The sequence below is a fragment of the Sandaracinaceae bacterium genome (genome assembly GCA_020633055.1).
Classification (GTDB): Bacteria; Myxococcota_A; Polyangia; order Polyangiales; family Houyiibacteriaceae; genus JADJJE01.
On record JACKEJ010000005.1, the window covers coordinates 322,824 to 346,332 of the forward strand.

20 protein-coding genes are annotated in these 23,509 nt (G+C 70.8%); 8 read left to right on the top strand and 12 right to left on the bottom strand.

The genetic code is table 11. The features are described from left to right. The first annotated feature begins 62 nt into the window (after window positions 1–62). Window positions 63–1,229 (top strand): HYR domain-containing protein, encoded by a 1,167-nt coding sequence (locus tag H6726_06215; GenBank protein MCB9657230.1) that lies wholly within the window; start codon window positions 63–65, stop codon window positions 1,227–1,229. Here H6726_06215 and H6726_06220 read toward each other — a convergent pair. The 5 genes from H6726_06220 to H6726_06240 all read right to left on the bottom strand — a co-directional run bounded on the left by H6726_06220 (window position 1,226) and on the right by H6726_06240 (window position 5,711). Further along, entirely contained in the window at window positions 1,226–1,861 is a 636-nt protein-coding gene (locus tag H6726_06220; protein MCB9657231.1) for a response regulator transcription factor, read from the bottom strand. The genes H6726_06215 and H6726_06220 overlap by 4 nt on opposite strands. Next, window positions 1,858–2,976, bottom strand: coding sequence for a hypothetical protein (locus H6726_06225; protein MCB9657232.1), 1,119 nt, complete (start codon window positions 2,974–2,976; stop codon window positions 1,858–1,860). The genes H6726_06220 and H6726_06225 overlap by 4 nt, the downstream gene beginning before the upstream one ends. 9 nt (window positions 2,977–2,985) lie before the next feature. Beyond that, window positions 2,986–4,125, bottom strand: a complete 1,140-nt coding sequence (locus H6726_06230) for a beta-lactamase family protein (protein ID MCB9657233.1) — start codon at window positions 4,123–4,125, stop codon at window positions 2,986–2,988. 228 nt (window positions 4,126–4,353) lie between these two features. Next, window positions 4,354–4,962, bottom strand: coding sequence for a hypothetical protein (locus H6726_06235; GenBank protein ID MCB9657234.1), 609 nt, complete (start codon window positions 4,960–4,962; stop codon window positions 4,354–4,356). 71 nt (window positions 4,963–5,033) lie between these two features. Further along, complete coding sequence (locus H6726_06240; GenBank protein MCB9657235.1) at window positions 5,034–5,711, bottom strand: hypothetical protein; 678 nt, start codon at window positions 5,709–5,711, stop codon at window positions 5,034–5,036. 81 nt (window positions 5,712–5,792) lie between these two features. Here H6726_06240 and H6726_06245 point away from each other — a divergent pair, with 81 nt between their 5' ends. From H6726_06245 to H6726_06255, 3 genes are all read left to right on the top strand, one after another. Beyond that, a complete protein-coding gene (locus H6726_06245) occupies window positions 5,793–6,758 on the top strand; it encodes a pirin family protein (GenBank protein ID MCB9657236.1) in 966 nt (321 codons plus the stop codon). Window positions 6,759–6,855: 97 nt separating this feature from the next. Next, on the top strand, window positions 6,856–9,429 hold the full coding sequence (locus tag H6726_06250; protein MCB9657237.1) for a hypothetical protein: 2,574 nt from the start codon (window positions 6,856–6,858) through the stop codon (window positions 9,427–9,429). Window positions 9,430–9,525: 96 nt separating this feature from the next. After that, complete coding sequence (locus tag H6726_06255; protein MCB9657238.1) at window positions 9,526–10,575, top strand: B-box zinc finger protein; 1,050 nt, start codon at window positions 9,526–9,528, stop codon at window positions 10,573–10,575. A gap of 29 nt (window positions 10,576–10,604) precedes the next feature. Here the strand turns inward: H6726_06255 and H6726_06260 are convergent, their stop codons facing one another. After that, on the bottom strand, window positions 10,605–13,133 hold the full coding sequence (locus tag H6726_06260; protein ID MCB9657239.1) for a serine/threonine protein kinase: 2,529 nt from the start codon (window positions 13,131–13,133) through the stop codon (window positions 10,605–10,607). 118 nt (window positions 13,134–13,251) lie between these two features. Next, the gene (locus H6726_06265; GenBank protein ID MCB9657240.1) at window positions 13,252–14,325 is read right to left on the bottom strand and encodes an NAD-dependent epimerase/dehydratase family protein; all 1,074 of its coding nucleotides are present in this window, start codon (window positions 14,323–14,325) and stop codon (window positions 13,252–13,254) included. 157 nt (window positions 14,326–14,482) lie between these two features. On the opposite strand from H6726_06265, the gene H6726_06270 reads away from it, so the two are divergent. The 4 genes from H6726_06270 (at window position 14,483) to H6726_06285 (ending at window position 18,091) form a co-directional block, all read left to right on the top strand. Further along, on the top strand, window positions 14,483–15,112 hold the full coding sequence (locus H6726_06270) for a TetR/AcrR family transcriptional regulator (protein MCB9657241.1): 630 nt from the start codon (window positions 14,483–14,485) through the stop codon (window positions 15,110–15,112). Then, window positions 15,109–16,554, top strand: coding sequence for a cytochrome P450 (locus H6726_06275; protein ID MCB9657242.1), 1,446 nt, complete (start codon window positions 15,109–15,111; stop codon window positions 16,552–16,554). Before H6726_06270 ends, H6726_06275 begins: the two co-directional genes overlap by 4 nt. Window positions 16,555–16,621: 67 nt before the next feature. Continuing rightward, the gene (locus tag H6726_06280) at window positions 16,622–17,230 is read left to right on the top strand and encodes a TetR/AcrR family transcriptional regulator (GenBank protein MCB9657243.1); all 609 of its coding nucleotides are present in this window, start codon (window positions 16,622–16,624) and stop codon (window positions 17,228–17,230) included. Window positions 17,231–17,887: 657 nt separating this feature from the next. Continuing rightward, entirely contained in the window at window positions 17,888–18,091 is a 204-nt protein-coding gene (locus H6726_06285) for a hypothetical protein (protein MCB9657244.1), read from the top strand. 287 nt (window positions 18,092–18,378) lie between these two features. On the opposite strand, the gene H6726_06290 is transcribed toward H6726_06285, so the two are convergent. The 5 genes from H6726_06290 to H6726_06310 all read right to left on the bottom strand — a co-directional run bounded on the left by H6726_06290 (window position 18,379) and on the right by H6726_06310 (window position 23,499). After that, window positions 18,379–18,831 (bottom strand): PIN domain-containing protein, encoded by a 453-nt coding sequence (locus tag H6726_06290; GenBank protein MCB9657245.1) that lies wholly within the window; start codon window positions 18,829–18,831, stop codon window positions 18,379–18,381. Further along, window positions 18,828–19,085, bottom strand: a complete 258-nt coding sequence (locus H6726_06295; protein ID MCB9657246.1) for a DUF2191 domain-containing protein — start codon at window positions 19,083–19,085, stop codon at window positions 18,828–18,830. Before H6726_06295 ends, H6726_06290 begins: the two co-directional genes overlap by 4 nt. A 67-nt stretch (window positions 19,086–19,152) precedes the next feature. After that, window positions 19,153–19,986 carry a hypothetical protein gene (locus H6726_06300; protein ID MCB9657247.1) on the bottom strand — a complete coding sequence of 278 codons (834 nt, stop codon included), beginning with the start codon at window positions 19,984–19,986 and terminating at the stop codon, window positions 19,153–19,155. Then, complete coding sequence (locus tag H6726_06305; GenBank protein MCB9657248.1) at window positions 19,983–21,452, bottom strand: hypothetical protein; 1,470 nt, start codon at window positions 21,450–21,452, stop codon at window positions 19,983–19,985. Before H6726_06305 ends, H6726_06300 begins: the two co-directional genes overlap by 4 nt. A 247-nt stretch (window positions 21,453–21,699) precedes the next feature. Next, entirely contained in the window at window positions 21,700–23,499 is a 1,800-nt protein-coding gene (locus H6726_06310) for a sel1 repeat family protein (protein ID MCB9657249.1), read from the bottom strand. Window positions 23,500–23,509 lie beyond the last annotated feature (10 nt).

A 23,509-nucleotide genomic window follows, 5' to 3' on the forward strand; every position in this document is an offset into this window, starting at 1 on the left:
CGCGCAACGTCCAGTGCAGACGGCAAGTGGGCCGAGCGCACGATGACGTGTAGTCTGAGGCCATGCGCGTCGTCCCTGCCCTCTCCTTCCTCGCCGTCGCCCTCGTGTTCGCCCCGGCGGCACAAGTGCTCTCTCAGCCCATCCCGGCTTGCCGGGGCACGGTCCAGGTCACGCTCGGCGCCAACGGCACTGTCACCCTCGACCCGGCGCAGGTCGACGATGGCTCGTCCGACGGCAGCGGGCGGCCGGTGAGCCTCTCGGTCTCGCCCAACACCTTCGACTGCGCGAGCATCGGGTCGAACCCGCACGCCGTGACGCTGAGCGTGACCAGCTCGATGCAGACCGCGACGTGCATGTCGTCCGTGACGGTAGTGGCGCCGCCGCCCGTGGTCACGTGTCAGAACATCTCCGTCAACCTGGACGGCTCGGGCATCGTCACCGTCCTGCCGAACGACCCGCTCGTGTCCGCCAGCCGGGTGTGCGGGGGCGCCATGCAGGTCTCCTTGTCCTCGACTTCCTTCACGTGCGCGGACGTCGGCGCGAACGCCACCACGCTGACGGTCACCATCGGGGGCGAGAGCGCGCAGTGCACGCCGACGGTGACGGTCGTCGACAGCGGCTCGTCGACCCCGCCCGTGATCACCTGCGGCGCGACGGTCACCCTGCCCCCCAGCGACGAAGCGCTCTTGCCAGCCACGCTCACCGCGCCCACCGCCGTCGACAACTGCTTTGTGGCGATGGTCGGCAGCGACGCCCCGGCCGCGGGCTTCCCGCTGGGCGACACGCTGGTGACGTGGACGGCGACGGACCCCTCGGGCAACCAATCCAGCTGTGTGCAGACGGTGCGCCGCGACTGCTGCGCGCCCGACATGGGCGTCGTGGACATGGACATGGGCGTGGTCGACACGGACATGGGCACCGGCGCGAGCGACATGGGCGCGGCAGACGCGGACACGAGCGACACGGGGATGCCCACGAGTGACGCAGCGACGGTCGACGACATGGGGAGCGCGGCGACCGACATGGGGAACGGCGACGGCGGCGGTGACGCGGAGACCCCCAACCCAGACCAGGCCACCGGCGCGGACCAGGGCGCGCGTGTGGACGCCGGGTCCACCCGGAGCTCGGGTTCCTCGTGCACGGCAGGCCCATCGGGTTCGGGTGCCTCCGTCGCGTTCATCGGCGTGTGTGCGCTTGCGCTCGCCGGGCGGCGGCGCCGGGTCCGCTAGAGCCACCCGAGCGACAGCGCCTTGAGCACGGCCTGGGTGCGGTCGCGCACGGAGAGCTTCGAGAGGATGCTCGACGTGTGGTTCTTCACGGTGCCCTCGCGGGTCCCGAGCGCGTCCGCGATCTCGCGGTTGGAGAGCCCACGCGCCATCAGGGCGAGCACTTGAGTCTCCCGCGGCGTGAGGGGGTCCACCGCCATCCCACCGAGCTGCTCCGCGCCGCCGCCCCGGAGCTGGTCGCGGGCTGGCTGGTGGACCACCGGCCCGAGAAAGCGCTCGCCGCTCGCCACGCGCGCGAGGACGTCGACGAGCGTGTCGAGCGCGACGTCTTTCAAGAGGAACGCGCCTGCGCCCGCGGCGGTCGCGCGCACCAGAGCGTCCGGGTCGTCGAAGGTGGTCAGGAGGACCGTCGGCGGACACCCGTCGCCGAGGGCGCGCATGACGCCGATACCGTCCAGCTCGGGCATGCGCACGTCGAGCAGCAAGACGTCGGGCTCGCACGCGCGCGCGAGCTCCACCGCGGCGTGGCCATCGCCCGCCTCACCCACCACCTCGATGGCGGCGCTGAGCTCGAGCAGCCCGCGCAGCCCGCGGCGCAAGAGCTCCTGGTCGTCCGCCAGCAGGACGCGGGTCATGCGTGCTCCGGGAAGCGTATGGTGATGGGGAAACCGGGGCCGGCGCGCAGCTCGAGCGTGCCCCCCAGCTCCTCGACACGCTCCCGCATGCCGGTCAGGCCGTTGCCCTCGACGACGGCGTCCGCCCCGGGTCCGTCGTCGCGCAGGGTGGCCACCACCCCCGCGGCGTCACGCCACACACGCAGCTGCGAGGAGCGTGCGCCGCCGTGCCGGACGGAGTTCGTCAGGGCCTCTCGCACGCAGCGCGCGAGGGCATGGGCGTGAGGGGTGACGGGCTCGGCCTCGATGGCCTGGTGCAGGACGATGCCGCGCGTCGCCGCCGTGAGCTCGGCAAGCTCCGCGGCCAGCGTGGTGCGCGGCGACTCGCGCATGGACCCCACCACGCCGCGGACGTCCGACAGCAACGACGCCGCGATGACGCGGGCGTCTCCGATGACCGCGGCGGCGGGACCGTCCGGGTCTCGGCGCTGCGCCAGGTCGAGGTTGACCGACAGCGCCGCCAGGTGGTGGCCCAGCACGTCGTGGAGGTCGCGCGCGATGGCCAGACGCTCCTCGAGGCGAGAGCGCTCGGCGACGAGCGACTGCATCTGCTCGAGCTCCTCGCGACGCATGTCGGCCACGTGCGCTATCCGACCGACGAAGAACGCGAAGCTCTGCCAGCCGATCTCGACGCCGCCCACGATGGTGAAGACGGCCCACGGGGAGAGAGGCGAGGCGCGCCACTGACCATAGAAGAACACGAGCGTCAGGAAGGCCGACACCGAGAGCAAGACCTGAGCGAGCAGCCAACGGAGGGCCCAGCGCGCTGGCAGCACGAAGGGCAGCTGGACGGCGAGCACGTAGTAGAGGCTCTCGTCGACCAGCGCCGCCACGCACTGCAGCGCCAGCGAGAAGACCCGTGCCCGCAGCGACCATCGCGCGCCCCGGCGCAGGGTGAGGAACGACCCCACACCCACCGTGCCATACCCGGCTCCAGCGATCACCCAGCGCCAGTGACCGAGCTGCTCGAGGTGACCGACCCCCTCGCTGGCCACCAGCGCAGCGACCGCGGCCAGCATCGCGGTGATGCCGACCGCGAGCCAGGCGATGGCGGTGCTGGCCCGGAGCTCGCTCACGGCGCCAGTCTACTCGCTTTCGGCCTGCCGAGCCGCGTACCACGTGAGCACCAGCTCGAGCGCGGCCTCGGCGCGCGGGCTGCCGACGTTCGTCGCCACCAGGAGCGCCTCGTCCGTCCCCGGCGTGAGGATGGCGAGGGAGTAGAAGTGCGTGTTGCTTCCGTCGTGGACGAGCTGGAGCGGGTCCTCTCGCGCCACCCACCCGAGCGCATAGCCGTCCTCGGAGCGCGGCGCGCGGAGCTCGGCGAAGCCGGCCGGGGACACCAGCTCGTCCGTGCTCCCCTCGAGACCGCGCAGCATCATCGCTGCGAACCGCGCCCAGTCGCCGAGCGCGCAGTGCACCGTCCCCGCCGGGCCCAAGACGGGTGCGTTGTCCGCTCCGTCGGCGCCGGGGTCGATGGGCCGAAGCCGACGCCCGAGGACCTCGTGGCCCCACGGCTGGTCCACCACGCCAGGTTCACCGGGTGGCCCGAAGCCGCAGGAGCGCATCTGGAGGGGCTCGAACAGGCGCGCGGTGAGCAGCCGCTCCCAGCTGTCGCCGAGCGCGACCTCCAGCATCCTCCCCGCCGCGACGTAGCCGACGTTGGAGTAGCGAAACGTGCCCCGAGGGCCCTGCGGAGGCACGGCCAGGACCACGCCGAGGCTCTCCCGACGCGCCGTCGAGGGGTCTTCGTCCAGCTCTTCGACCAACGGGATGACCGTGGCGTCGTCGATGCCGGCCGTGTGGGAGAGGAGCTCGACCAGCGTCACGCCCAGGTACCCCTCGTCGAGCTCGGTGAGCTCACCCCCGAGCACGTCGCCCAGCGTGCTGGTCCACGAAAGGGCCCCCTCGTCCACCGCCATCGCGGCCAGCGCCGCCGTCATCGCTTTGGTGTTGGAGCCCAGGTGGTATTGGTCATCGACGGTCACGGGCACGGCGTCGCCCGCGCGGCGCACGCCCGCGGCGGCGATGGAGGTCACGCCGGTATGATCGACGAGCGCGACGGCGACCGAGGGAACGTCCGCGGTGTCGACGGTGTAGGTCACGAGCTCCTCGAGAGGGAGCGCCGCAATGTCCACCGTCCCGGCGTCGGTGGGCGAGTGGGTGTGATCGGCGCATCCGAGCAGCGCGACGAGGGTGAGAGCGGGGGCCAGGTGTCGTGGTGTCATGGCCACAGCGTCGCGAGGCGCGGAGGCGCGCACATGTGCCATTGGTCATGGGTCGGGACGTTTGCTCTCGGACACCGACCTGCGGCGGAGGGCCGCCGCGTCGCGCGTCCGCATCGCTCGCCGCGCCATCCAGGACAGCGTCGTCGAGGCCGTCCAACGTGCGCGGTGACGGATCCCATGATGGCAACGGACACCTGGGCGGCGACGCCCGGGCGAACACAGTTGCTGCTAGCGGTTGGTGCACGACACGGTGCGCGCGTCCGCCCAGCCGGAGCCGCGACGCCGCAAGCGGTGCGTGCAGCCCCCCCGGTGCTGCCAGCTCCCGTCGAGCATGCGCCGCACGCGGGCGACGCTCACGACGCCCCGCGGTCCGCCCGCGAGATCCTCGAAGACCGTCGCCTCCGTATCGTCGACCTCCGACGGTGCCGCTCGCACTCCCCAGAAGACGGGCACGTCCGGGCAGTCACCGCGCACCACCACCGGGCCCCGGGGCACCGCGAACAGATGCATCTGCCACAGGACGTGCACGACGGGCGACTGCGCGGAGCACGGTCCCACGGACGGGACGCGCGCCGCCCCCTCGAGGCGCCTCCGCGCCGCAGGCCCGGCCTCTCTGTAGACGTCCTGCAGGTTGGCGAGCGCGACGCGCACCCGTCGGCAGTCGTCCGCCTCGGGCGAGCACGTGGCCGGACCGACCCGACGCACCTCATCCACGAACGAGGCCTGCGACACGAGCGCGATGGCGCCCTCGAGACGCGCGCGGGGGCTGGGCTCCGCGCGGTGAGCAGCTCCCTCCCGAGTGGGCAAGCACAGCGCCACGACACCGAGCAGCGCCACGCACGACGAGCGCGACCGATGGCGAGGTCCGCGAGCCCGACGCTGCCCGCCACCCGCACGGAAAGCCCACATCACTCGACCCCTCCCCTGGCGCGGAGGCACTCGGTGGCGCCAGGGTGTGCGCAGCGCGCCGGTGGGGCGCCTTCGTCACGGGCTCCCGGCGGGCCATCCGCGCCCGCTGCGCGTGACGTCGCCGCGAGCGCGTAGGATCTTTCGATGCATGCGCCGAGGACCTCGAGGAGCTCGTGAGGCTCACGCGTGGTCGCCGGGAGGGTGACCACCTCCCCTTGTCGGCCGTACGCGTGGACCCCGCTCCACGAGAAGTGCTCGTCCTGCGTCACGCGCGCGTCGTGTGCTTCGACTCGCACGAAGAGGGACCTGGCGGACGTGAAGGTGACCGACACGTCGAACTCCTGAGTGAAACGCGGGTGTCGGCGAACCAGCTCCACGTACGACTTCGAGCGCGCGTCGTGCACGGCCATCGCGACGGACCACGTGTCGCCCACACGCTCGCCGGGCCCCACGACAAGGCGCCCACCAAACACGGTCATCTCCGAGCGCAGGCACTGCAGGAGCGCGCCCTCGTCACCCTCGACGACCCCCTCCACCGGGAGGTCGCGCGACGGGGCGTCGACCCTCGCGGGATGACCGCTGCACGCGGCCGCAAGCCCCGCGAAGACCAGCCACGCCTGTCCACGAAAACTCCGACGCCGGAAGGCATCCCTCGTCTCGCTCCGCGTCCAGTCCATCTCTGCGCACTGTACACCCGACGCTCAGCGATTGCCCGGCCGCTCCCTCCGCACGTGTGTATGCTCGCGGGCGAGGCCCCTATGACCGACACCCTGCACTCCGATGATCCTTCGCGCTCGGCCGACTGCCCCCCGTGCACCGGGACCCCCGCGCTCGACAGGATCGAGGCGCACCGCGCGGAGATCGGCGAGGGCTTCGTCATCCGGCGCGCGCTCCCGACCGCCAAGCGGCGCATGGTGGGACCATGGTGCTTCCTGGATCACCTGGGCCCCGCCGCCTACAGCGCGGGGAACGGGCTGGCCGTGGGGCCGCACCCGCACATCGGGCTGCAGACGTTCACGTGGCTCGTCGAGGGCGAGATCTTCCACCGCGACAGCCTGGGCACCGAGCAGATCATCCGGCCGGGTCAGGTGAACCTCATGACGGCGGGTCGCGGCATCGCCCACTCGGAGGACACGGTCACGCCAGACGCGGGCCGCGTGCACGCCGCCCAGCTGTGGATCGCGCTCCCCGAAGCCGAGCGCCACCGCGCCCCCAGCTTCGCGCACTATCCCAGCTTGCCGCGCGTCACACGGGACGGCGTCACGGCCACCGTGCTGGCGGGCGAACACGCCGGTGAGCGCGCTCCGGCGGAGGTCTTCTCGCCGATGGTGGGCGTGGACTTCCACGCGCCTGGTCCGGCCGCGACCGAGGCCCCCTTGGACCCGCGCTTCGAGCACGCGGTCATGGCCATGTCGGGCGAGGTCGACGTGGAAGGCGAGCGCATCTCCCCGGGCACCCTGCTGTACCTCGGTCGCGGCCGGTCCACGTTCTCGCTGCGCTGCAACGACGAGGCGCGCCTGCTGCTGGTGGGCGGTGCCCCGTTCGGTGAGGAGATCCTCATGTGGTGGAACTTCGTCGGGCGCACGCCGGAGGACATCATCGAAGCCGCGGCGGACTGGAACGAAGGACGTAGGTTCGCGGAGGTGGTGGGATCGCCGTCGCCTCGCATCCCTGCACCCGACACTGCACGAGTCCGGATGCGTCGCCCATCGGGACCCGTGTAAGACAAAGACCTACACGATTGATCTCGATTCGTTTGCTGATAGCCTGATGGGGCTTTTGGAGGCTCAGATCATGAATCGTCTTACGCTCGCCACAGTGATGGCAATATCGGTCAGCGCGTGGTTGTCGACCGGCTGCGATATCGACATGGGGGACACGGTGCTCGGCTGCGTACAAGACGCGGACTGCGCCTCGTGCACGGACTGCGACTGCTCCAGCTGTGTGGCATGTGACGGTTGCACCACGAGCCTCATCACATTCCCGCCGGCAGAACGCTTGCCGAACGCGACGCAAGTGCGTCTGAGCCGCTCGGGCCTCGACTTCATCGAGGACAACGCGGTGAACCTGCTCGGTGGGGTGGTCGGGGGCATCGAGGATCTGCCCGTCGCGATCACCGTCAACAACGGCGTGCTCAGTGTTCCCATCAACAGCAGCCTGCTCGACGGGGCCAGCACCCCCGTCCAGGTCACGATCTGCCCGGCCAACAACTGCACGCTGGACATCAGCCTGCCGTCGCTCTCCATCACAGCGGTGGACGGTGGGGCAAACCCGGACCGCCTCGCCATCGCGGTGCAGGTCGACCTGTCGAGCAACCGCAACACCCCGGTGACGGTCCTCGGCCAGACCTGCAACTTCAACTTCCAGACTGACCACATCGCGCCGAACACGCTGAACGTGTCGATGGAGGTGGTGTTCACGGAGGCGAACGGCTACGGACAAGGCACCGCGCCCACGATGGTGGTGGACCAGAGCACCCTCCAGGGCCTCGACATCCAGCTCTCGTGCCCGGGCCTCGCGTCGACGCTGTACTTCACCTTCGACGACAACAGCGCGGGCGACTACCAACCACCGGCCGCCAACGCCAGCCAGTCGATGGCGATGGACATCATCGCCGAAGTGAAGACTACGCTCACCGAGACGGTGGCGACGCTCATGGCGAAGCTCTTCACGTTCTGCGCGGTCCCGCAGGCGGGCCAGTGCCCGGCCGGCAGCAGCAACATGAACGGCGTCTGCATGATCAACCAGAACACGTGCGCGCCCATGCGCATCGGGGTGGAGACGCAGATCGACGCGAGCGAGATGCTGAGCAACATCTTCCCCGGCAGCACGTTCATCATGGACCTGCTCTTCGCGCTCCAGGGTGAAGCCCACGCCGTCAACAACGGCTACAACCTCAACTTCTTTGGCGGCTTCGAGAACGCCGCAGCGCCGGCCAGCTGCGTGGCAGGCATCACGCTGCAGAACCCGCCCACGCGCCCGACCGACATCCCGCTGGCGGACGCCATCCAGAACAGCGAGGACGCGCACGTGGTCGTGGGTGTCTCGGAGCGCATGATGGACTGGGGCGCCTACCAGCTCTGGGAGGGCGGCACGCTCTGCATCGAGGCCGGGACACGCCTGAGCCCGCTGCTCAGCAGCGGCCTCTTCTCACTCCTCATCCAATCCTTGAAGCGTCTCACGTTCCCGGACAACGAAGCCGCCCTGGCCCTCGGGCTACGCCCGCAGACCCCACCGGATGTCACCATCGGCGCTGGCACGGCCGGCGACCCCATCATCCAGGTGGATCTCGCCGCGCTGGAGATCGACTTCTACGTGTGGAGCACCGAGCGCTACGTGCGGTTCATGACCTTCCGCGGTGATCTCCACCTGGCGCTCAACATCGAGTTCTCGGACGGTGGAGAGATCGTGCCGCTCATCGAGGAGGTCTCGGTCACGAATGCCTCGGTAATCGACAGCGAGCTGGTCACGGAGGATCCGGGCACGCTGTCGGACGCCGTCCAGGATGCCCTGCCGCTCATCAGCAGCTTCGCAGGCGGCCTGATCCCCCCGATCGCGCTCGACACCCTGCTGGGCGACACCCTGCCCATCGGCGTGAACCTCGGACCCAACACGTTGCGCCAGGTCACGCAGGGGAGCGATCGCTTCCTCGGCGTCTATGTCGACCTCGCGATGCCCGCAGCGCCGACCCCGTTCGTGGGCCGCGTGGACACCACGCTCGAGCTGGTCTCGGTCCGCGTGCCCGACCCAGCGGCGCTCGCACCCGGGCGCCTCGGCCAGGGTGAGCGCCCCAGCATCGAGATCGCGCTCGCGGCGACCGGCCCCGAGAACGTGAGCTTCGAGTTCCAGCACCGCCTCGACAACGGCCGGTGGAGCGAGTGGAGCCGCAGCCCCTACGCCACCATCGACGACCAGGTCCTGCTCCTGCAAGGCCGCCACACGGTGGAGGCCCGCGCGCGCGTCGTGGGTGCGGTCGACTCGGCCGACATCATCCCCGCGAGCACGGAGTTCCTGATCGACGTGCTCGCTCCCGAGCTCGAGGTCAGCCGCGAAGAGGGCCTCGTGCGGGTGGCGGCCATGGACGTCGTCTCTCAACCCGCACAGATGCAGTACCGCTGGCGCAGCGCCACGCGCGAGGACTGGAGCGAGTGGGCCGTCATGCCCGACAGCCGCTTGAGCTTCGCGAGCGCAACAGACGTGGTCGTCGAGGTGCGCGATGAGGTCGGCAACGTGGCCAGCAGCGAGCAGTCCCTGCGTGGCCTGCCGCCGCCCAGCGATGGCGGCGGGTGCGGCGACTGCGCCGTGGCTGGCGAGTCCGACGCGACCCGTCCGCTCACCGCGCTGCTGATGCTGCTGGGCATGGTCGCCCTCCTGCGCCGCCGCCGCGAAGACTGAGCGGACGCTCGCCCACATGAGAGACGGCGGCCCGCGGGTCGCCGTTTTTCGTTGCGCACGATGGGGGGATGGACGGCATCCTGGCCACCACGCCCCATGAATGCTCACCCCGCCCCGCGCTGCCCGCAGCACCCCGACGCCCGCGCCGAGACGCCCTGCACGAGCTGCGGGCGCCCGCTGTGCGCGGCGTGCTGGCGCTTCGACGTGGACGAGAGGCCCAGCTGTGCGCACTGCGTAGAGCACCTGCACGACCGCTCTCCCGCGGCGTTCCCGCTGGCGTTCCTGGGCGGCACGGGCACGCTGCTCGCCGCGCTGCTGCTGCGCTTCCGCGACCACCCGAACGCCCTGCACGTGGCGCTGGGCAGCGCCGCGATGCTGCTGGTGACCACGGCCTTCCTCTACCGCCGCGGCCTGCAGGTAGCCTCTTGGCGCCGCATCGTCGAGCGTCCGGAGGCCGAGGGGCGCCCGCACGAAGACGCGCAGGGGGCCTACCGCTCGGCCGCCCACGTGCGGCGCCTGGTGGCCATCGTCCCGCCCGTGTCGGGAGAGCTCTCGACGCTGGTCGTCCTGCTTGCGCTGGCCTTGCCGGTGGCCATCGCGCCCGGCCTGCTGAACGTGCCCGCTTGGCTGGCCATCGACGCCACGCTGCTGCTGTGGTGGGGCGTGTTCGTGCTGGTCTTCGCGACCCTGCTCTACCGCGGCAGCCGGCTGGCCGAGGACGGACCGAGCCTGGACGACGCGCGGCCGCCCGAGGGAGAGGACTTCCGCCGGCCACGCAAGAAGAGCTCACTCGACGGCTGCGGCGACGGCTGCTCGGGCTGCAGCCTCGACACGGGCGGGTGCAGCTCGAGCGAGGGCTGCGGCTCCGCTGGGGGCGAAGGTGTCCTCGGGGTCCTGGTGGTGCTGATCGCGCTCGCTGCGCTGGTGCTGCTGGCGTGGCTGTTGGCGGAGTTCGTGCTCCCGCTCCTCTTCACGGCGGCCTACTACGTGGTGTCTCGCGGGCTGCGACGCGTGGCCAACGACACCCACGACTGCCAGGGTGACCTCGTGCGCTCGCTGGGCTGGGCCATCGCGTGGGCCACGCTGTACACCGCGCCGCTCGCGCTGGTGGTGGTGCTGGTGCAAGGCATCCTGGCTGCGCGCTGACCGCGCTGACCGCGCTGGCCGCCGCAGCGTCAGTCCGGCTCGGCCAGCGACCGTGTCCAGCCCTGGTGCCATGTGTCGCGCACGTCCCGAAACGCTCCCAGATAGCGCGCGCGCGCGTCGAAGAACCCATCCTGGGGCGGCGCCTCGGCCGTCTCCAGCACGGGCTCGGTGGGCGCGACTCGGCCGCTGGCGCAGTCGATCGGCTGGCCCACCTCGGGCGGGTCGTAGCGCGTGCCCGAAGCCACGTCGTAGCGGCTGATGCCGAAGATGCCGATGCCGCCCAGGTCCACCCCGGTCGCGTCCCCGCGCGCCTCCACGCCAATGTGGAACCCGGACGCGAGGACGTTGCGCAGCAGCCCGAGCGTCGCGCGCCGTGCGAACACACCGTGGCTCGAGCCGTCCCCCGAGCCACCCCCGCCGCACAGCGTCGCGTTGAAGATGGTGGGCGCGCTGCGGGGCTCGCTGCCGAGCCCGTTCGGGTCGCCGTCCCCCTCGAACCCGTTGCTCCCAAGCGAAGCGTCGGGCGTGCCGCGCATCAGCAGGAACTGCAGCCGCCCACGGTAGCCCTGGTCCCAGTCGAAGGCGTCGTCGCCCGGGCTGTCGCACACCAGGTAGCGCGCGTCGACGGTGCCCCCGAAGAACTCGAAGCAATCATCCAGGGGCCGGTAGACGTGCACGTGGTCCACGCGTGTCTCGCGCCCGACCCCCGCCAGCGTGAGGCCGTTGATCTCGTTGTTGGGCGCGATCTCCACACCGGGGTACTCGATGCGCACATAGCTGATGACGCCGCTGCTGTCGTCGTCGCGCTGCCCACCGTAGGCCGCCTCCTCGCCCACCTGCTCGAGGCCCTCGATGCGACCGCTGATGGGCGCGCCGTTCACGTCGCGCGCGTTGATGCTGGCGCGCCCGAGGACGATGACGCCGCCCCAGTCGCCCGCGCGCCGCTGCCCCTCCGGCTTGTCACTCGTGAACACGATGGGCGCCGTCGCCGTGCCCTCGGCCACGATGCGCGCGCCAGGCAGCACCACCAGCGTGCCGCGCGTCTCGCTGTCACCCAGGATGAGCGTGCCCGCCTCGATGGTGAGGGTCACCCCCGGGTTCACGAAGGTGTTGTGGCGAAGCAGGTAGCGGCGGTTGCAGCGCAGCGTCGCGCTCGTCTCGATCTCGCCGGTCAGCTGGACGATCGGACGCTCGGGATCATCGCAGCGGAACTCGGGCATCGCCCCGGAGCCCGTGGCGCTACCGGCACCGACCAGCGCGCTGTGTCCACCGCCCGCAGCGCCGTCGCCCTCCGGCGAGCTGGCCACGTCCGGGGACGCGGCGGGAGGCATGGCGTAGCGGTCGATCGCGAACAGCACGGCGCCCAACACGGCCGCGAGGCCCAACAGCGCAGCCCACACGGGGAACGCGCGCTTCGGCGGCGCGCTCGTGCTTGTACGCAGTGCCTGCGCCCCGACGTGATCGGTGCGTGTGACGGCGGTGAGCGCCGTGTCGGTGGCGACGGTCGGCTGACCGAACACGGCCCCTCGCACGAGGCTGGGCGGCAAGCTCTCGCCCGTGGACAGCCGCGCCATCCGCGTGCGCACAGCCTCCCGCAGCGCGTCGCGCTCCTCGGCGAACGTTGCCAGCATGAGCCCGCTCAGCTGCCGGTCGTCGACGTGCACGCCCAGCTGATCGATCAGCGCCTCGATGGCCGCCCGCGCGGCCGCCGCGCTCTCGAAGCGGTTCTGCGGGTCGTGCGCCATCAGGCGCGAGAGCAGCGGCCGCACGGACGCAGGCACGCTCTCGTCGAACGTGGCGATGGGTAGCTTGCCCGCCAGCAGGCGCGCCGCGACCGACGCGTCCGGGACGCCGCCCCACATACGCTGCCCGGACACCAGCTCGAACAACACGACGCCCAGCGCGTACAGGTCCGTGCGCGCATCGACGGGCGTCCCCGCGGCCTGCTCGGGCGCCATGTACGCGATCTTGCCCTTGAAGTCCCCCGCGCGCGTCTCGGAGGTGTGCGTACTGGCCTTCGCCACACCAAAGTCCAAGAGGCGCACGCGCCCCTCGTAGCCGATCATGATGTTCTGCGGCGAGACGTCGCGGTGCACCACGCGCATGGGCTGACCCTGCATGTCCACCAGCGTGTGCGCGTAGTCCAGCGCGCTGGTCACCTCGCGCGCGATGTGCAGCGCGATGCCGAGCGGCAGCCCCTCTCCCTCTCGGCGTCGCATGAGCCGGTCCAGCGTCTGCCCCTCGTAGTATTCGAGCACCATGTAGTGCACGCCGTCTTCACGGGACACCTCGAGCGTCTGCACCACGTTGGGGTGGCGCATGCGGGCCGCCAGCCGCGCCTCGTCCATGAACATCTCGAGGAAGTCCTCGGACTCCGCCAGCTCGGGGCGCAGCGCCTTGACCACCACCTCCTTGTGGAAGCCCGAGGGCCCGAGCGCTGCGGCGAGGTAGACGTCCGCCATGCCCCCGCGGCCGATGTGGAAGAGCAGACGGTGCCGACCGAGGACCTCGGGGGTGAGGCCTGCGCGGCTGGTGGGCGTGATGGGGGAGAGGTGCATGCCCGCAGCTTCCCTTCCGCGCGCGTGGGGTCGAGCAACCTTTGCTCGACGTCACGGTGTCGTCGGTGGCAGCTGCGTGACGATGCGCGTCACGAACGGACGCGGCCCGCGTCTCGCCTCAGGCGAGGCCGTGGTAGAAGCGCGCCGCGTCCTCGGCCGTGCGCCGCAGGCCCTCTTCCAGCGTGACCAGCGGTGCGTAGTCGAGCTCACGACGCGCCTTGGCGATGGAGAAGAAGTTGTCCTGCGTGCACAGCGCGACGCCCACCTCGGTGATGGCGGGGCGGGGCTTGCCGAAGCGCTCGAAGGCGAACTCCGACGCGAGGGCCATGCCGCGCGCGACGCGCCGGGGAATGCGCCGCGCCTTCGTGCCGAGCCCCATCAGGCGCACCAAGCGCAGCGTGAACTCTGCGGGGTTGATGGGCTGATCGTCCGTGACGAAGTACGCGCTGCCGCACACGGGCGAGCCCGGCACGAGGCGCTCGGCCGCGCGCAGCTGGCCGTCCACGAGGCTGTCGATGTACGTGTAGTCGAGGCGCGTGCTGCCGTCCCCGAAGCCGATCACCGGCATGCCCTGCTGGATGGAGGTCACGATCGGGCCGACCATGGTCTTGCGCTCACCCGGGCCATAGATGCCGCCAGGGCGGATGGCGCACGTGTGGAAGGTCGCGCTGTTCGCGGCGAGCGCCACGCGCTCGGCCTCGGCCTTGGTGGACGAGTAGAGGTCTGGGCTGGTGCTGTAGGGGAGCGTCTCGTCGGTCCCCACGCAGCGCTGCCCGAAGACCACGTTGGTGGAGCTGGTGTGCACCAGGCGCGTCACGCCGCACGCCGCCGCCGTCTGCACCAGCACGCGCGTGCCCTCGACGTTCACGCCGCGCACCAGCGCCTTGAAGGACTCGGGCGCGCGTCGCGCGAGCTCGATCAGCGCGGCCGTGTGGAACACCACATCGACCCCCTCGCACGCGGCCCGCACGTCGGCCTCCTTGCGGATGTCACCCACGAACCACTGCACGCGCTCGTGACCGGCCAGCTCGGGCGCCGCCTGCGCTCCGTCGACCGTGTCGAGCACGTGTACGGTGCAGCCGCGCGCCAACAGCGCGCGCGCGAGGTTCTGGCCGAGGTACCCTGCCCCTCCCGTGACGAGACAGCGGAGGCCGTCCAGAGGCGCGAGGGTGTAGTCCGGGGGGGTGCTCATGCTCGGCTATAGCTCGTTAGCTGGCTGAGATCCAGCGGGCCGCGGCGCGTACCCCGATTCGCCGTTGACACGCCAGGAATGGCCGGGCATGTTTTAGACCACTCGGTCGAACCAGTGAGTTCGACCCCTCGGTCAGACACCCAGCCGCGAGACCCCCGTGCCCCTGCCCCGCTTCGAGAAGCTCGACGAACCCCGCAAGACCAGCATCCTCGACGCCGCCGCCGACGAGTTCGGTGAGCGCGGCTTCGAGGGCGCCTCCTACAACCGCATCATCGAGCGGGCGGGCATCAGCAAGGGCGCGATGTACTACTACTTCGCAGACAAGGACGACCTCTTCCGCACCGTGCTGGACGCCGCGCTCAACCAGTGGCTGGAAGAAGTGGGCTTCCCCGTCGGCGCCGACGACGCGCCCTCGTTCTGGCGCGCGTGCGAGACCATGTACGTGCGCAGCCTGCACTTCGTCCTGCGCGATCCTCGCAACGCCGCGCTGTGCGTGGGCATCACCAAGGCGCGCGCCGAGCTGGCGGACCACCCCGTGGTGCAGCAGCTCAACGCGCGGATGCTGGAGTGGGTCTCGGCGCTCGTGCAACACGGCCAGGCCATCGGCGCCGTCCGTGACGACGTGCCCACCGAGCTGTTGGTGCACAGCGCCCTCTCGCTCATCGACGCCGGCGACCGCTGGCTCGCCACGCGCTGGGCTCAGCTCAGCGACGACGGCGTCACATCGACCGCGGCCATGATGGTGGACTTCCTCCGCCGCATCGCCGCCCCGGAGGTAACCCCATGACGGCAGCCGCTCCCTCTCCCGCATCGCCCACGCGCAGCAAGGCCCCCGCGCCGAGCCCCACCCCCGCACGCCCCACGGCGAACGTCGGCCGCGCCCCCGGCCCGCGCGACCGGATCGGCCTGCGCAACGTGGCGCGCTTCGCGACGGGCACGCTGCCCTTCCTGCGCGGCATGGCGGACCGCTACGGCGACGTCGTGCAGATGAAGATCTTCGGCAAGGAGTACTTCCTCGTCAGCCACCCCGATGACATCGAGAACGTGCTGGTGAAGCAGGCCGCGTCCATGGGCCGCGACGAGTACATCGAGACGCTTAAGCGCACCCTGGGCGAGGGGCTGCTCACGAGCGACGGCGACCTCTGGAAGCACCAGCGCAAGCTGATGTCGCAGGCCTTCACGCCCAAGCGCATCCGCAGCTACGGCGACACGATGGCCAGCGTCACCGAGGCCTCGCTGCACTACCGCGACGGCGACCTGGTGAACATCCACGCCGAGATGTCCCGCATCACGATGGAGGTCGTGGCCGCCGTGCTCTTCGGCGCCACCATCGGGCAGCGTGAGTTCGACCTGGTGGGAAAGTCCATGGAGACGCTCAACACCTACTACGCGAACAGCCCGGAGGCGATCCTGATCCTGCCGCGCTGGGTCCCGACGCCGCTCAACATGCGCGTGAACGCCGCGGTGGAGCGCCTGGACGGGCTCATCTACTCGATCATCGCGAAGCGCCGCGCGGCGCGCAGCAGCAGCAAGGTAGGCGATGGCGCGGAGCCCACGCGCGACCTGCTGGACGTGCTGCTGAGCGCACAGGACGACGGTGGCTCGGCCATGAGCGACCAGCAGCTGCGCGACGAGGCCATGACGCTGTTCCTCGCCGGGCACGAGACGACCGCGCTCGCGCTGGCGCACACCTTCTACCTGCTGAGCAAGCACCCGCACGTCGAGCAGCGCCTGCGCGCCGAGCTGGACGAGGTGCTGGGCGACCGCCTGCCCACCGCGGAGGACGCCAAGCAGCTGGTGTACACGGAGCGCGTGCTGAAGGAGGCCATGCGCCTCTACCCGCCCGCTTGGACCACGGGGCGCCAGGTCAACGAAGAGGTCATGGTCGGCGGCTACCGCGTTCCCGTCGGCTCCCAGATCTTGGTGAGCCAGTGGGTGGTGCACAGGGACGCGCGCTTCTACCCGGACCCCGAGGCCTTCGACCCGGACCGCTGGGAGCCGGAGCGCGCGAAGATCATCCCACGCTACGCGTACTTCCCCTTCGGCGGTGGTCCGCGCATCTGCATCGGCAACCACTTCGCCATGCTGGAGGCCACGCTCATCCTGGCCATCGTGCTGCGGCGTTTTCACTTCGAGCTGCTGCCAGGGCAGACGCTGGCGTTCAATCCGTCGGTCACCCTGCGCCAGAAGGGGCCCGGTCTGCAGATGCGGGTCCGCGCGCAGCGCTGACGGCGCAGGCCGAGGCCCGCGGAAGACTCCTGTCGTCCCCGCCGGCGTTCCGTGCTTGACTCGGGGGATGGGTCCAAAAGCCACACCCTCGCGGCGCCGCGGGCGCCCCGCCCGTGACGACGTGCGCGCCGAGGTCCTCGCGGCCGCCGAGGAGCTGCTGCGCAACACGGGCCTCGAGCCCATCACGGTGGCCGACCTGCTCGAAGCCGCGGGCGTGTCGCGCACCACCTTCTACAAGCACTTCGACGGGCGCGACGACGTCATCGCCGAGCTCTACATCGACCACGTGAACTCGGCGCGCATGGAGGTCGTGAAGGCCATCATCGGGTCCACCACCGTGCTCGAGCTGCTCACGCGCGCGACCGCCGCGTACCTGTTGGTGATGCGCAGCCGCGGTCCGCTGACCGTGGAGTTCGCCAAGCTGCGCTACTCGAACGACAAGATGCGCGCCGCGCGCGACGGCGTGGTGGACGGCTACCGCATGGCCGTCAACGGCGTGCAGCGCATCCACGGGCGACCGGAGTACCCACGCTACGTCGTCGAGGCGTTCGTGAGCGGCATCGAGAGCCTCGGGCACAGCGTCAGCCAGCGCTCGGACATCCCCCCCACCGAGGAGGGGATGGCGCTGGTGATGAACGAGCTGCGCAGCTCGGCGCTGACGTTGATCAGCGGCTAGTACCGCCGCCCGGAAGTGCGTTCCTAGTTTTTCCGAAGGGATCGGCTTCGTGGGCAAGGCGCACTGCCGAAGGAAGGTCCGTAGACCTTTCGAGGTAGGGCAACGCCGCCCACGGAGTCGAGAACGAGGAAAAGCGGATCGAACTTCCGGGCGGCGGTACTAGCAGTCCGTCGGTCGCAGAACATCGCAGAGACGGCTGGTGGCGCTCAGCTGTAGGCAGCGAGCCTTCTGCCCGCGCTGCCTCGGCCGCCGCATGGCCCGCCAGGCGCACGACTGCTTCATCGGAACGACCCTGTGGATTGAGCCCGTCCATCGGAGACGTGGCCAAGCCATGGAGGCGAGCGATGGGCGGAGTACGAGACCGAATGGAGCAGGACCTGTTCCCGACCTGGATTCGGGACGCGGTGTGCCGACCATCCGCCGTACGAAGAGCCGTCGTGACCGCATCGTGCCGCTGCCGGCCGTCACGCTCGAGGCGCTGCCAGAGTGGATGCGCCTGCGTCTTCCCCCTTGCGTTCTAGAGAGCGAGCGTTTGCGGCGAGGCGACCGAGGTGTCGCTGTCACGTCTCGACGGGCAGCACACTCCGGGGCTAGCCTGCGGTCACCGGCGGACTCAGCCCGCCTGCGGGACAGCCCGCCGTCACCAGGAGGAGTCCGATGCGCGTCTTGGTTCTGTTGGTCACTCTCATCATCAGCGTCGGCAGCACCAGCTGCTCATCTACCCCAGGGCCGGACGATTACTCCGCCTACCAAACTGCCAACGGTCCCCGATGTGGCAACGGGGCCTGTGAGGCGGGTGACCTGTGCGTCGACCCCGAGTACCAGAACCACGCGGGGCTCTGTCGACGTACGCCGCACTGAGCACGTGGGCCGCCCATCCCGCGCGACGCCCAGCGGCTCGAACGGCGCAGCCGTCGCCTGCAGGGTCGGGCGCCGCAGCCACCACTGCTCACGGGGAGCACGGAGCCATGAGCCTCGAAATCCAGAACGCCCCGCGTGTGCGAGCGACCGAGCACAAGTGCCTGGGCTGCGACTACGAGCATCGGGCCTTAGGCCGGTCTGCGTCCGAGGGCACGCCCGCGCCGCTGCGCGATCACTCGAACGACGCAAAAGTGGCGGCGGCAGCTCTCAGCGCAACGCGCGTGGAGTCACGGTGGCGACCCGAGGGATCCAAGCAGCGGATTGCGCGTGACGAGCCCCACCATTCCGCTGAAGTCGCGGTCGGCGCTCCACAGCTCGCGGACGCCATGCTGGATGCAGAGCGCCGCGATGCGCGCGTCGTGCACCTTGGGGCCCACGACACGCCCGGCCCCGAGGACGGAACGGAGCGCGGGCCAGTGTGCGGTGGTCTCTGTGAGGAGGACCAACGAGGGGCTCGCGAGCCACGCCTCCACCTGTCGAGCCGCGACCTCGAAGGGCGAAGGGGGTTGGTAGATGCGGGGATGCGTGGCGATGGCGATGAACTCGTGCAGGCAGGGCCAGGGGATGGCCCACGGTTCCGCGCCCTCGGCCAAGCCCCGGACGGCAGCCTCCGCGCGGTCGTGCCAGTCCGAGTCGGCCCGGTGGGCGTAGACGAGGAGGTTGGTGTCGACCGCGATCACGCCCCCCGGCCCTCGTAGGCCGCCGCACGGATGCTGGCCCAGTCCGCCTCGACAAAAGGCTCCTGGAGACCCTCGCCACGGAACGACGCATCCTCCAGCCGAAAGGGCTCCCTCTGGGCGCGGCGGGCCAGCACGAGTCGCAAGCCCTCCTCGAACAGGGCTCGAAGGGTGGTGCCCTCGCGCTCCGCGAGTTGGCGGGCGTCCGCGAGAAGACCGTCTGCCATATCGATGGTTGTCTTCATATGGGTACCCATACTGCTCGACCTCCGACGCGTCAATGGCCCACCTCGAAGGCGGCACGGGCTGATCGGGGGCTGACCGTCAGTCGCAGAACATGTCGTTGGCCCAGCACGGCACGCACCGCTGGTACGTCTCGGGGCAGTCGTTGCGCAGGAACACCGCGCCCACGGTGCCCACCAGTGGCACGCAGGTCGGTAGGCAGCGCCCCTCGGCGCCCACGCTGTTCGTGCACGTGGGCGGCGCGAAGTCGTCCTCCTCGAAGCCCGTCGGCACACAGACGTCGTCCTGAGACGTGCCCGTGCAGCTGTCCTCGCCGAGGCTCTCCTCGCTGTCGTCCGGGACCGCCTCGCGCGGGATGCACAAGCCTCCACCCTTCCCACTGCAGCACGGCTCGAACACGTACGGCGCCTCGACCGGCGCGTCGCACACGCTCGCGTCACAGGCCCCGGTGGACTCGCCGGTGAACGGGTCGTAGCAGGGCGCGCACAGGTCGCCCTCCTCGCACACGTCCTGCGGCAGCTGGTCGCGCTTCTCGTGCACGCTGGGCACGCACAGCGACATGCAGCGGCCCTCCGCGCCGCCGAGCGACGCGCACACCGTGGGCTGGGTCCGGCCGTCGGAGATCAGGAGCGGGACGGGCACGCAGTGCGACGGCGTCTGTCGGTCGCACGCGCCGAGCAGGGCGAGCTGCGCGTCGTCGAGCTGGTTGTCGTCCACGCAGCGGCCGCGCATGGCGTGCTCCGGCTGGTCGCCGCACATCGCGAGGTCGCACGGAGGGAACACCTCGAGCAGCACCTCGCGATCGCGGGGGTCTGGGTCGCAGGTGTTCGAGGGCAGCGGCGCATCGACGCCGAGGTCGGTGATGCACCCCTGACAGGCCAGGAGCGCGAGGGTCCACAGAGCAGAGCGGTTCATGGGGCCTCCTGCGTGGACGCGGAGGGCGCCGACGCGGGTCGAAAGGTCAGGCCGAGGGCGACCACGTGCATGCCCCCGCGGTAGCGTCCACCGTTCACGTAGAGAGTGCGGCTCGGGTCATCGAGGGGCGGCGGCGTCGAGGCCGTGGGCTGCGGAACGCGCGCGTCGGCCGGGTCGACCGTGACGTTGGGCTGGAACACGCGCGAGTAGCCCAGGGTGACGCGCAGCGCGGGGTGCACCTGCACGGTCGCGCCCAGGTGCAGACCGACGCGGCGCGCGAGAAAGTTCTCCACGGAGGTGTACGCGCGCTGGTTCCCGTTGCTCTCGAACGAGAAGCCCGCCCGTGCCCAGAGGCGCTCGGGCATCACCAACACGTCCCCGCCCGCGCGCAGCACCAGCTGGTTCTTCCAGCGGCGCTCCACGTAGCGCTCGTCGGGCAGGGCCCCCAGCGCCACACCGTTGATGCTCACGTCGATGGGCAAGACCGCATCGTCCGGGATGTCGACCGTCGTGCGCTGCGTCGTCGCGTGGCCCTGCACCATCAGGTCGAGCTCGACGTCGAAGCGCGGCTGCGCATAGCGCACGGCGAGCGTGCTCTCCCACCCGAACGCCTGGTTCACGCGCACGCCCGGGACGCGCACGGAGTAGCCCCCGCCGGTCTCGCCCGAGAGAAACAGCGCCGCCTTCGCGTTCAGGTCTGCGGTGTAGTGCGTGACCCACGCGAGGCTCAGGCCCGGGGCGGGCTCGACGTCGAGCGCGAAGCCCACGCGCGGCACGAAGAGGTCGCGCCCGGAGAGCGCCGTGCGCGTGTCGTACGAGGGGCCTGCGCCCGGGATGCCCGCCGTGTACGAGATGCTGTTGACCATGAACACGCCTGCGCCGAACGACAGACCGAGGCGCACACGCTCGTGGGGCGCCACGCTGAGCGCGACCGTGGGAAAGAGCCCCGTGTTGTCGGTGATCACGTTCGCGTAGCGCGAGGGCGACGCGACGGGCTGCCCGTCCACGCGGATGGTCCCGTCACGCGCGGAGCCGAACGCGAGCGACGATGTCCCAGACGGCGGCGGCAGGATGCCGAAGCCGAGCCCCACCCGATCGCTGAGCGCGAACGACGCGCCCAGCTGCGGGACCACCAGCGGAGGCGCCTGGTTGCAGACCGAGGGGTACGTGCGTCCGTCGGCGTCGAGGCGGTCGTAGCAGACGTCCACGATGTGCAGCTGCGCGTCCAACCCGATGCTGAACGGTCCGTCGAGGTGGAGCCGCGCGGGGTTGAAGCGCAGGGCGTCGAGCCCCGTGGCCGAGGCCGTCATCGCGCCCCCTCGGCCAACGGCGCGTGCCCCCGCCACCGTCGCCTCGACCCCTCCGGCGCGTGCGCGGGGGGTGTTGCCCGACAACGACGAGGCGAAGCAGACGAGGGTCGCGGCGACGAGCCGCGAGCGACGACGGAGAGTGGCGCGGGACCTCATGGGGGCCTTTCCGATGGCCGCGAAGGCCACCTACGAAGCGCTGCTCGCCAATAAACGAACAGCGTGTTCGTTTTGTCGACTACCATAAAACGAACACGCTGTTTGGTAATAGAATTGTCACGGATAACCCCTCGTGGATGCTGCGCAATTCAGGAACACCTCGCGCCACTGCCCGACCTCCAGGGCGACGACCCGCCTGGATCGAACACGCACCACGTGGTGCCGGTCCCCGGTCACACGGCTCGGCTCAGGGGCGCTGCGCGACGCCCAGACGCCCGAACAGGCGGATGTTCGGGAGGAACCCCAGCTCGTCGTCTTCCAGGCTGAACGTGCCGGCGCGCACGTCGATGACGAGGCGCGCGTCCTGGTTCCCGCGCGTGGTCTCCGTGTCCGCGACGAGGTCCGGGTTGCGCCAGTGGATGACCGACATGGGCGGGTAGATGTAGCGGCCCGCGCAGGTCACCCTCAGGCGTACCGCGTCGGTGCCGGTCATGACGGTCGCGGCGCACACGTCGCCCACCTGAATCCAATCCGGCGCGTTGTGGGCCTCCAGGATCTCGACGTCCCAAGCGCGTGCGCCGGGTACCTCGCGACCCATGAGGACGTCGCGCTGCAGGCACGCGCTCTCGTACTGAAAGGCGCATGCGCGCTCGTAGTAGGCCAGCGCCTGGGCACGCGCCGCCGCCTGGTCTGCGTGCGTCTCGAGGTCCCACGCCATCTGCACGAGCGGACGACCGCGCAGCGTGCACGCCCGCGCCTCGCCGAGCGCGCAAGCGTCCTCGAGCGCTTGCAGAGCGGCCTCGGAGTCTCGCGGGACACCACGGCCGTACGCCAGGACGATGCCGTGGTTGAGGCAGCCGCGCCCCGAGCGCTCTTCGCACGCCAGCGCGAACAGCTCCGCCGCCGCGTCCTCGGACGGCGGCAGGCCATTGCCATTGAGGTAGAGGACACCCAGATCATTGCAGGCATCAGCCGCCGCGAACACGCAGCCGCGCTCGTAGAGCTCGATGGCGTGCTGCGTGTCCTGCGGCACCCCCTCGCCCAGCTCGTACGCGATGCCAAGCGCCCCACAAGAGAGCCCGGCGCCTTCATCACACGCCTGCCGGTGCAGCGAGATCGAGCGAGGGACGTCCTTCTCGACGCCACGCCCCTCCGCGTACAGCACCCCGAGGTGGTAGCAGCCATAGGGCTCCCCGCGCTCGCACGCACGTCGGTAGAAGGACTGCGCGGTCGTGATGTCGTCTGGCACGCCCCGGCCGAACTCGTAGGCCATGCCGACGTTGTCGCAGCCGTCCGGGTCGCCCGCGTCGCACGCGTGGCGGAACAGGGCGAGCGCCCGCTCGTGGTCGGCCTCGCCCAGCATCCCCTCGTCATGGAGCGTGCCCAGCGACGTGCATGCGCGCACCACGCCCCCGTCACACGCGCGCTGGTACAGCGTCGCCGCAGCCCGTGGGACCTCGCCCTCGCCCAGGGCGTCCGCCTCGAGGCACCAACCGGAGTAGTGACACCCCACCAACTCACCCGCGTCGCATGCACGCGCGTGCACCTGGCACGCAGCGTCGAAGTCCACCGACTCGGCGGCGTGTTCCAGCTGCAACCACGCGTGCTCCGTACAGCCCAGCGGCTCTCCCGCCGCGCAGGCGTCCCGCGTGAGCTGCAGCGCGCGCCGTAAGTCGCGAAAGGCCTCGGGTCCACGCATCAGCGCCTCCCCCAACATGGCGCACCCACGCTGTGAGCCGCGCGAGCAGGCGAGCTGGAACGCGTCGCGCGCCTGGCGGAGGTTGTAAGGGCGGCCCTGCGCGCGCAGGTGACGCTGCCCCTCCAGCAACAGGGCATCGCCGTCTTCGACGCTCGTCCCCGCCCCCGCCGGGGACGCACCGCCGCAGCCCGTGAACGTGAGGACGCACAGCACGCCGACGGCGGTGAGCCACGAGCCCGACTCGACCCCGGAGCGGGCCGGACGGATGGTGCGTGCGGGACGTAGCGAGCACGAGGCGCGCACCGGACACAGGCGACGCGTCGACGACTGGGGAGGGACCGAGAGCATGCGCCCCGCG

Coding starts and splice junctions, on each gene's coding strand:
- H6726_06275 (MCB9657242.1), top strand. CDS start 15,109: ATGACGGCAGCCGCTCCCTCTCCCGCATCGCCCACGCGCAGCAAGGCC.
- H6726_06245 (MCB9657236.1), top strand. CDS start 5,793: ATGACCGACACCCTGCACTCCGATGATCCTTCGCGCTCGGCCGACTGC.
- H6726_06265 (MCB9657240.1), bottom strand. CDS start 14,325: ATGAGCACCCCCCCGGACTACACCCTCGCGCCTCTGGACGGCCTCCGC.
- H6726_06230 (MCB9657233.1), bottom strand. CDS start 4,125: ATGACACCACGACACCTGGCCCCCGCTCTCACCCTCGTCGCGCTGCTC.
- H6726_06240 (MCB9657235.1), bottom strand. CDS start 5,711: ATGGACTGGACGCGGAGCGAGACGAGGGATGCCTTCCGGCGTCGGAGT.
- H6726_06285 (MCB9657244.1), top strand. CDS start 17,888: ATGCGCGTCTTGGTTCTGTTGGTCACTCTCATCATCAGCGTCGGCAGC.
- H6726_06220 (MCB9657231.1), bottom strand. CDS start 1,861: ATGACCCGCGTCCTGCTGGCGGACGACCAGGAGCTCTTGCGCCGCGGG.
- H6726_06215 (MCB9657230.1), top strand. CDS start 63: ATGCGCGTCGTCCCTGCCCTCTCCTTCCTCGCCGTCGCCCTCGTGTTC.
- H6726_06280 (MCB9657243.1), top strand. CDS start 16,622: ATGGGTCCAAAAGCCACACCCTCGCGGCGCCGCGGGCGCCCCGCCCGT.
- H6726_06260 (MCB9657239.1), bottom strand. CDS start 13,133: ATGCACCTCTCCCCCATCACGCCCACCAGCCGCGCAGGCCTCACCCCC.
- H6726_06295 (MCB9657246.1), bottom strand. CDS start 19,085: ATGGGTACCCATATGAAGACAACCATCGATATGGCAGACGGTCTTCTC.
- H6726_06250 (MCB9657237.1), top strand. CDS start 6,856: ATGGCAATATCGGTCAGCGCGTGGTTGTCGACCGGCTGCGATATCGAC.
- H6726_06305 (MCB9657248.1), bottom strand. CDS start 21,452: ATGAGGTCCCGCGCCACTCTCCGTCGTCGCTCGCGGCTCGTCGCCGCG.
- H6726_06255 (MCB9657238.1), top strand. CDS start 9,526: ATGAATGCTCACCCCGCCCCGCGCTGCCCGCAGCACCCCGACGCCCGC.
- H6726_06310 (MCB9657249.1), bottom strand. CDS start 23,499: ATGCTCTCGGTCCCTCCCCAGTCGTCGACGCGTCGCCTGTGTCCGGTG.
- H6726_06300 (MCB9657247.1), bottom strand. CDS start 19,986: ATGAACCGCTCTGCTCTGTGGACCCTCGCGCTCCTGGCCTGTCAGGGG.